Annotated in this window: 7 protein-coding genes; 3 read left to right on the plus strand and 4 right to left on the minus strand. The window is 39.1% G+C overall.

The window, feature by feature from the left end; all coding sequences use genetic code 11:
- The first annotated feature begins 1 nt into the window (after position 1).
- Positions 2–1,222 carry a Zn-dependent hydrolase gene (locus JOD29_RS19100; protein ID WP_124766929.1) on the plus strand — a complete coding sequence of 407 codons (1,221 nt, stop codon included), beginning with the start codon at positions 2–4 and terminating at the stop codon, positions 1,220–1,222.
- A 412-nt stretch (positions 1,223–1,634) separates the two neighbouring features.
- A complete protein-coding gene (locus tag JOD29_RS19105) occupies positions 1,635–2,936 on the plus strand; it encodes an NCS2 family permease (RefSeq protein WP_124766930.1) in 1,302 nt (433 codons plus the stop codon).
- 398 nt (positions 2,937–3,334) lie between these two features.
- On the opposite strand, the gene JOD29_RS19110 is transcribed toward JOD29_RS19105, so the two are convergent.
- The 4 genes from JOD29_RS19110 to JOD29_RS19125 form a co-directional block, all read right to left on the minus strand.
- A complete protein-coding gene (locus JOD29_RS19110; protein ID WP_124766931.1) occupies positions 3,335–4,342 on the minus strand; it encodes a FecCD family ABC transporter permease in 1,008 nt (335 codons plus the stop codon).
- A complete protein-coding gene (locus JOD29_RS19115) occupies positions 4,339–5,352 on the minus strand; it encodes a FecCD family ABC transporter permease (RefSeq protein WP_124766932.1) in 1,014 nt (337 codons plus the stop codon). The genes JOD29_RS19110 and JOD29_RS19115 overlap by 4 nt, the downstream gene beginning before the upstream one ends.
- A 76-nt stretch (positions 5,353–5,428) precedes the next feature.
- Positions 5,429–6,346: an iron-hydroxamate ABC transporter substrate-binding protein gene (locus JOD29_RS19120; protein WP_124766933.1), complete on the minus strand. Its 918-nt coding sequence runs from the start codon at positions 6,344–6,346 to the stop codon at positions 5,429–5,431.
- A 1-nt stretch (position 6,347) separates the two neighbouring features.
- On the minus strand, positions 6,348–7,142 hold the full coding sequence (locus JOD29_RS19125) for an ABC transporter ATP-binding protein (RefSeq protein ID WP_124766934.1): 795 nt from the start codon (positions 7,140–7,142) through the stop codon (positions 6,348–6,350).
- A 301-nt stretch (positions 7,143–7,443) separates the two neighbouring features.
- Between JOD29_RS19125 and JOD29_RS19130 the strand changes: the two genes are divergently transcribed.
- On the plus strand, positions 7,444–8,493 hold the full coding sequence (locus tag JOD29_RS19130) for an NAD(P)/FAD-dependent oxidoreductase (RefSeq protein ID WP_124766935.1): 1,050 nt from the start codon (positions 7,444–7,446) through the stop codon (positions 8,491–8,493).
- The last annotated feature ends 322 nt before the right edge of the window (positions 8,494–8,815 follow it).

Raw genomic sequence — 8,815 nt, forward strand, 5'->3', positions numbered from 1 at the left:
CGTGATTAATAGAGAAAGACTAGAAAAACATATCGAGGAACTGAGTCAAATTGGAATGCAATCATCAGGGGGCATCAATAGATTTCCGTTTACCGATGAAGAAAAAAGAGCGAATGAAATCATCAAGCAATACATGGAGGAAGCTGGGTTAACCGTTTCCTTTGACGCCGTTGGGAATGTAGTGGGTGAGCGACAAGGAACCGAAGAAAAAGCGCCAATTGTCATCGGTTCTCATATTGATACGGTACCCCATGGTGGGAAATTTGATGGTGCTCTTGGGGTATTAGCTGCGATTGAGGTGGCCCATACGTTAAAGGAGCAAGGGGTCCAATTAACTTCACCAGTTAAGATAGTCTCATTTAAAGACGAAGAGGGAACACGTTTCGGATTTGGATTGTTAGGAAGTCGGGCCTTGACGGGGATATTAAAAACGGAAGAACTAGAGGAACGAGACGACCAAGGTATTTCAATAAAAGAAGCAATGCTTGAGTACGGATTCGACCCTGAAAAAATACATGAAGCAAAAGTAAATGAAATAGCAGCTTATCTGGAGCTACATATTGAACAAGGTAAAGTCCTAGAAAATGAGAATGTCCCTGTTGGCATCGTGACGGGGATTTATGGACCGAGTTGGGCAGAAGTTACGGTTACGGGCTTAAGCGAACATGCAGGAGCAACGCCGATGCCGATTCGTCAAGATGCGTTAGTGGCAGCGAGTGAAATGATTCTACAAGTTGAGCGAATTGCCCTTCAATATAAAGATGCTGTTGCGACAGTAGGGAAGTTACAAGTAAAACCGAATGGCGTCAATGTTATTCCAGGTGAGGTGACATTTTCATTAGATATTCGCGATCTTGATAATGAGCGTTGTGCGAAGATTGTGGCGGAAATAAAAGAGATGATTCAAGAAGTATCCGAAAAACGTCATGTTCAGTCTGAAATTAGAACACTCCAAACCGTATCTTCTGTACAAACGGATGCTAGTATACAAAAGGCAATTCAAGAAACAATTGAATCTAAAGGGATTCACCCCATTTCTCTTGTCAGTGGGGCTGTGCATGATGCGATGAACTTTGCAAGTGTTTGTCCGTTTGGTATGATCTTTGTTCGCTCAAAAGATGGCATTAGTCATAATCCATTAGAATTTACGTCAATGGATGACTGTGAAATCGCAACGGAAGTTTTATATGAGACATTACTACGTTTGGATGAAAGAGTTTGATAATGAACATAGGCGAAGAGATTTTCGGTTAATGTCTATTTTGAAGGCTTAAGAAGCGCAGATCAGCAAAGAGATTTTGGTTAACTGCCCAAATATGGTGGAATTCAAAGATTTATAGAAGATAAGCGGTCCCTACAGTGAGAATCCGTGTATTTTTCAATTTAAGAGAAATTCCTTCGCTTATTCTCGTATCAAGTCAATTCCCCCTTTGTGAGGGTGGTGGGACGAGGAACCTGTCCCCGCTGTCCCAATCACTTGAGGAAAGGAAGCTGTCCAAGATTGGGAAAATCCGTTAGTGCACTACCTATTTGCTGAATGCAAAATTTCTGTTAGAATATTAGTTTGTGGCTCATCTGATTCGTCAGAGAGAGCGGGTAGGGAGAGGGCTAATTGAATACTAGGTAATAACATCATGAAGAAAAATTGGTTGAACCAACTTTTTAAGCTTGAACAAAATGAGACGAATGTGAAACGTGAAGTTGTGGCAGGGATGATTAGTTTTGTTACCATCGTCTATATTATTGCCGTCAATTCACTGATCTTATCGGAAGCTGGTATTCCATTAGAAGCTGGGATTTTAGCGACGATTTTCATCTCATTCGTTGGCTGTTTGTTGATGGGGTTGTGGGCAAATGTTCCGATTCTTCTAGTTCCAGGGATGGGCATTAACGCTCTATTTTCCTATACGATTGTCCAATCAATGGGCATTTCATGGCAAGAAGCGTTAGCGGTTGTATTTGTTTCTGGCTTACTTTTCATGTTTCTCGCTTTTTCTCGTTTTTCGAAAACATTAAGCGAATCGATTCCGCAGTCTTTAAAAGAGGCCATTACTGTGGGACTTGGACTGTTTTTAATGTTAATTGGACTTGAAAAGGGTGGAATTGTTGAAAAGGGAACGAACTCGATTATTGCTCTTGGTGATTTAGGAGAACCTCAAGTTCTTGCGACGATTCTTACGCTCCTTATTGCAATCATCTTGTTCATACGGAATGTACCGGGGAACTTTTTGATTACAGTGATTGTAGGCTCTGTCATTGCATGGCTATTTGGTTTAATTGACTTCCAACCATCAGAAGCGGAATCATTTTCACTATCTGATTATATGGATGTTTTTGGTGCCATGTCTTTTGACAATATCTTATCCATCACTTTCTGGATTGCTGTTTTTTCGTTAACGATGGTTCTTGTCTTTGAAAATGTCGGGCTTATTCATGGCCAGGTTTCGTTTGTTCATCGGTCGGAAAAATTCACTCGTGCTTTTCAGGCGACTTCTATTTCTGCAATGCTCTCAGGCTTGTTTGGAACAAGTCCAACCGTTTCAGCCGTTGAAAGTACAGCAGGGATGGCAGCAGGTGGCAGAACAGGGTTAACGGCAGTAACGACAGGATGTTTATTTTTACTTTCAGCATTCTTTATCCCAGTCATTAAGTTGATTCCGAATAGTGCCATTGCGCCAATCTTGTTGATCATCGGGGGATTAATGCTTCAAAATATCCGAAATTTAGATTTAGACGATTTAAGTGAAAGCTTCCCAGCCATTTTCATTATCGCCTTGATTCCATTTACGTACAGTATTGCGGATGGAATTGCAGCCGGATTCATTCTATACCCAATCATTAAAATTGCGATTGGTAAAGCGAAAGAAGTCTCTGCAGCATTGTATGTCATCGCTGGTTTATTTCTCTTTAATTTTGTTTTTCAGGTTATAAGTTAATTATCTAATGAAAAAGAAGCACTAATTACGGTGCTTCTTTTTTATATAAAAAGGGATTGTGATTATTAATAATTTTAGATTAAAAAGTGTTAGCCACACTCCAGAAAACGCGGCCTACCACTGTAAGCCGCGAAAAGTTTCCGGAACGTTTAGAAGGACAAATAATATGTGAGCCGGCCTTTCACAAATCCGGGGGCAAAAACGCCACGGCCGCATGTCTTGCTCCCATGACCAACATCGTGTTGGCCCCTTAGCCGGCACTCACCAGATACTTAATCAGATTCTTTTTTAGAATATATTTTTAGCTAGTGTTAAATACGGATGTCATTAACAACAAAAAACACCATTTTCTCATTGAAAATGGCGTTTTGGGGTTTTATCATAATCTGTTCATCCATCTATTTTTTCAATAACAAGTAAATAAAATAAGGTGCGCCAATGAAGGCAACCATGATCCCAGCAGGTATTCCGTTTGGTTCAATTAGGTTATGTCCAATTGTATCGGCGAATACTAAAATCCACCCGCCAAGTAGAATGGCAATCGGAATAAATAATTGATTTCGCGGTCCTACTAGGGCTTTTGCGATGTGTGGGGCCAACAATCCAATAAATGAAATTCCGCCCGTTACAGAAACAGCTGACGCTGCTAAAGCGACGGCTGTTAGTAATAAGACGATCCTTTCCTTTTCAATAGATAGCCCAACACCGATTGCTACTGGTTCACTTAATCCGAGTAGATTTAAGCGGTGTGCTTTATAGAGCGTAAAGGGAATAAGAATGACTAACCAAGGTAAGATCGCCCATATGAAAGGCCAATCTGCTCCCCAAATATTCCCCGCTAGCCAGTTAGCAATAAAATCCACCTTTTCTCTTTCAGCAGACGAGATAATGACAATCATGGCTCCAGAAAGTGCGGACGAAAAACCAATTCCGACTAACACCAGTCTAACTGGCGAAAGACCAGTTGTTTTACTATATGAAAATAAATAAATCAAGATAGCTGTCAGGAGCGCCCCGACAAAGGCTACAATCGGAATGAAATAAACAAACGAACCTAATTCAATAGGGATAAAGAGAAAGGCAATGGCTACAGCAATACCAGCTCCAGCGTTAATGCCGATTATCCCTGGGTCTGCTAAATCATTGCGTGTAATCCCTTGAAGAATTGCACCCGATAAGGCAAGCGCCATCCCTGCTAAAAGCGTAACGATTAAACGAGGGAGGCGAATCGAAAATAAGACGAACTCCTCTTTAAATGTTCCTTGACCCAAGAGTGTAGGAATTAACCGATTATAGGAAAGGGGAGCATCTCCTATTCCCATGCCAATGACAACCGTCAACAAAATAAGTACAGAGAAAAGAATTAGTAGTAATCGTTGTTTCTTTAGTAAAGAAGGTTGAATCATGAGAACATGCGACCTCCTTTACGAACAATGATTAGGAAAAATGGTAATCCGAAAACTGCTACAATCGCAACAACGGGTGTTTCGTAGGGCGCATAAATTGTACGACCAATTGTGTCAGCAAATAACATAAAAGTTGCACCAATGATTGCTGACATGGGAAGGATGAAACGATAATCAGTTCCGACAATGGCCCGCACAATATGAGGTATCATTAACCCGATGAACACCATATTTCCGACAAGGGCGACAGAAGCGCCAGCTAATAAAATAATGATTACAAAGAGTAGGATTCTCACTTGTGTTGTTTTTTGACCTAATCCAACAGCGACTTCTTCATTTAAACTAAGGATAGTAAGCTGTCTTGCAAGAAATAAGGAAATCAATACTCCAATTATGATGATTGGGATAATGAGTTGTAGCTGAGTCCAAGTCGTACCAATCAACCCACCAGCAGTCCACATCGTAACATTTTTTGATAGTTTAAAGTAAATGCCGACGCCCTCTGATATAGCGTAAAGAAATGAAGAAACAGCGGCACCAGCCAGCACAATGCGTAGGGGGGAAACGCTTCTTCGATTGATCATACTAATGCCAAAAACCAACAGCGTCCCAATGGCTGCCCCAATAAAACAAGCAATGGTGATTGCAAAATAATTTGCTGAAGGCATTAATGCCCCTGTAATTGCAAGAGCGGCACTGGCTCCTGCTGTTAATCCTAGAAGGCCAGGGTCTGCGAGTGGGTTTCGTGTTAGTCCTTGCATAATCGCACCTGAAACAGACAATGCCGCACCAACAAAAATAGCAGCAATTTCTCTAGGGAAGCGGATTTCGCGAAGCATTAAGGTCACATCATTTTTGACATTTGAAGTAAGAGCGAGCCATACATCTGGAAGTGGCGTTTTCGCAGCTCCACATAGGCTAGCAATCATAAACATCAGAAATAGAGCAAGGAGGGCAGCTATTAATTTATAAAAGAAAGGAATCGGACGTTTCGTATTTTTTTGTAGCATTCTCTCAACTCTTTTTATGTAGTATAGGTAAAAAAAGGGAACGTCTTAAAGTAAATTTAAGACGCCCAAGTGTAAATTATTTTCCTAAAAATGATTCAGTAATGAATTTAAGTTGTTTGTCTAACGTAATTGGGTCACTGAAGGAAGCACCATTTCCCTCCATGACAAAGACTTGATTGTTTTTCACGGCTGGAATGTTTTTATATGTTTCTGTTTCTTCAAAGGAAGTGTCAGCGTCAGAGTATTTACTTAAGATCATATAATCTCCTGCATATTCAGGAAGAACCTCAGCTGAAAGGGCATAGTAACCAGATTCAAGCGCCATTTCTTCTACTTTTTTAGGCATTTTTAATTTCATGGATTGATATAAAATCTCTGTTCCACGAGCCCAGTTATTACCGAATACATATAAGTCTTTCCCGTAGGCTTCCATAACTGATACAGTTGCATCTTCACCGATTTTAGCGCGGATTTCTTCACCAGCAGCTTCAGCACGTGTTTGGAAGTCTTCAACCCATGCTTTTGCTTCTTCTTCTTTGTTCAATAGTTTTCCAATTTCAATGTGCTGATCTAAGTAATTTAATTTACCCCATGTATACGTAACAGTTGGAGCAATTTCTTTTAATTTATCAAGGTTTTTAGCTGTAGATAAGCCGATAATTAAATCAGGTTCTAATTCAATAATTTTTTCTATGTTATCTTCAGAAACTTCGGCAACATCTGTCATTTCTTCTGCGAAGGTAGGATTGTTTTTAGACCAAGTATCAACCCCTACAACATTCACTCCTAAAGAAAGAACGTTACCTGTAAAGCCAGAAAGCAGTACAACGCGTTGTGGGTTTTTCGGTACTTCGACAGGACCTGTCTCAGATTGGTATGTAAATGTTTCTTTAGAATCTTTAGTTGATTCTGATGTTTTGTCATTTTTATTACTACAAGCACTAATAAGTAGTAGCACTGAAAGTAATAAGAACGGTAAAAGCAGTTTTTTCATGTTACATTTCTCCTTTTAATAAGTTGTACGTAATACACATTGGTTTATGTGTTCTTGGGTCGATTCCGATTTCAGCGTCTATATTAAAAACTTCTTTCAGCACGTCTTTCGTAATGACTTCCGTGCAATCGCCTGCCTTCACAATATGCCCATCTTTTAAGGCAATCAGATAATCAGCAAAACGGGCAGCCTGATTTAAATCATGGAGGACCATTACAATTGTACGATTCTGTTCAATATTTAACTTTTGTAACAGCTCTAATACTTCCAACTGATGAGCCATATCTAAATAAGTGGTCGGTTCATCTAAGAAGATAATTTCTGTTTCTTGAGCTAAGGCCATGGCAATCCAAACTCGTTGGCGTTGTCCACCAGATAGGGCATCTACAGAGCGAAACTTAAAATCCTTTGTTCCTGTAACTTCTAGAGCCCAATCAATGACTTCCATGTCTTGCTTTGATAAGCGACCAAACCCTTTTTGATAGGGGAAGCGTCCGTATGAAACGAGCTCACCCACTGTGAGGCCACTTGCGCTTTCAGGGGTTTGCGGCAAAATCGCCATTTTTTTAGCAAGTTCTTTTGTATGTTCTTTTGAAATATCTTTCCCATCTAATACGACCGTGCCGGATTGCTGAGAAATGATTCTTGTAATTGCCTTCAACAAAGTAGACTTTCCACAGCCATTGGAACCAATAATCGTCGTAATTTTCTGATCAGGTATGCTTACACTTAGGTCTTTTACAATTAGCTGTTCTTCGTATCCAACATTTAAGTCCTTTGTAAATAGGCGAACCATTTTGCTACATCCTTTCAATTCCTTCGTGTGATAATGATTCTCATTAACGTCAATAACTATAATTCTATGTACTATAGGTTGTCAATAATTATTTATTTTATAAATCTCAAAATGTTGGAATCTTTTCTAAGGGTAGGAAAGAATTGGATGGAAAATTTCACGCTTTAACTGATAGTGATAATTGTTGTCAATTAGAATGTAGGTTATAATTAATCATTATATAAGTAGATAAGCCAAATGAATTCATTTTTTACATACGATAGGTATTTATATATAAGTTTTGGTGGAGGAGTGTTTGCACATGCAACAACAGGATATATTTGATGTAACGGTCATTGGTGGCGGCCCCGCTGGACTTTATTCCGCTTTTTATAGTGGGTTAAGAGAGATGAAGACAAAAATAATTGAGTTTCAGCCGCAATTAGGTGGGAAAATTCATATTTATCCTGAAAAAATGATTTGGGATGTTGGTGGTCAAACACCGATCCCTGGAGCAAAGCTAATCGATCAGCTCGTGGAACAGGGGCTTACATTTAACCCGACAGTCGTGTTAAATGAAAAAGTCGAATCTTTATCGCGAAATGAAGAGGGAATCTTTATTCTTCATGGTGCATCCGGTCAAAAGCATTATTCTAAAACAGTAATTGTTGCAATTGGCAGTGGGATATTGAAACCTCAAAAGCTAGAAATCGAAGGTGCTGAAAGATTTGAGGTAACGAACTTAAATTATACAGTGAAATCGTTAATGCACTTTAAAGATAAAACAGTACTTGTTTCAGGTGGAGGAAATTCAGCTATTGATTGGGCGAATGAGCTAGAACCCGTTGCGAAAAAAGTATATGTTTCATATCGTAAAGATTCCTTAAAAGGTCATGAAGCACAAGCAACTCAATTATTGAATAGTTCGGCTGACTGTTTATTAAATACATCGATCACTAAACTGATTGCTAGTAGTAATCATGAGGTGATTGAACGAGTGGAATTAACTAACCATGAAACAGGCGAGTTAATGGAGCTAGAAATTGATGAAGTGATTATTAATCATGGCTTTGAACAAGATTCGGTATTACTAAAAAATAGTGACTTGAATATTGAATTAACCGATGATTACTATATTACAGGGAGTGCAAACAGTGAATCATCTGTTGAAGGTGTGTATGCAGCAGGCGATATCTTAATGTACGATGGGAAAGTTCATTTAATCTCTGGGGCATTTCAAGATGCTGCAAATGCAGTGAATAGAGCGAAACAATATATTCAGCCAGATGCTAATAAATTCGCTATGGTGTCATCTCATAATGAAGTATTTAAACAGCGTAATAAAGAAATCGTGAAACAAATGGTGAAATAAATCTAATGAATGAGCATCTAATGAAAAGGTGCTCATTTTTAATTTGCTCTTTTAGTGGAAGATAAAGATGAAGAAATTTCTGTTTGTGGGCGTAAATAGGGGAGGTACATTCTGTATTCGGAAAATGGTAATGATAGGTTACTTGGATAAGCATGTTTCTATTTATCGATAACTATGCTGTAATAGTAATAGAATAAAGTTTATCAGGTTTGGGACGAGGGACCTGTCCGAAGTCACTGAAAAAGTGCCTTTTTTTGAAAGAGTTTTTTTGATTCAAGCACATATTTTACGTAAATTATCAATTTCGTCGATGAATCTCGAA

Source organism: Lysinibacillus composti (assembly GCF_016908465.1).
Lineage (GTDB): Bacteria > Bacillota > Bacilli > Bacillales_A > Planococcaceae > Ureibacillus > Ureibacillus composti_A.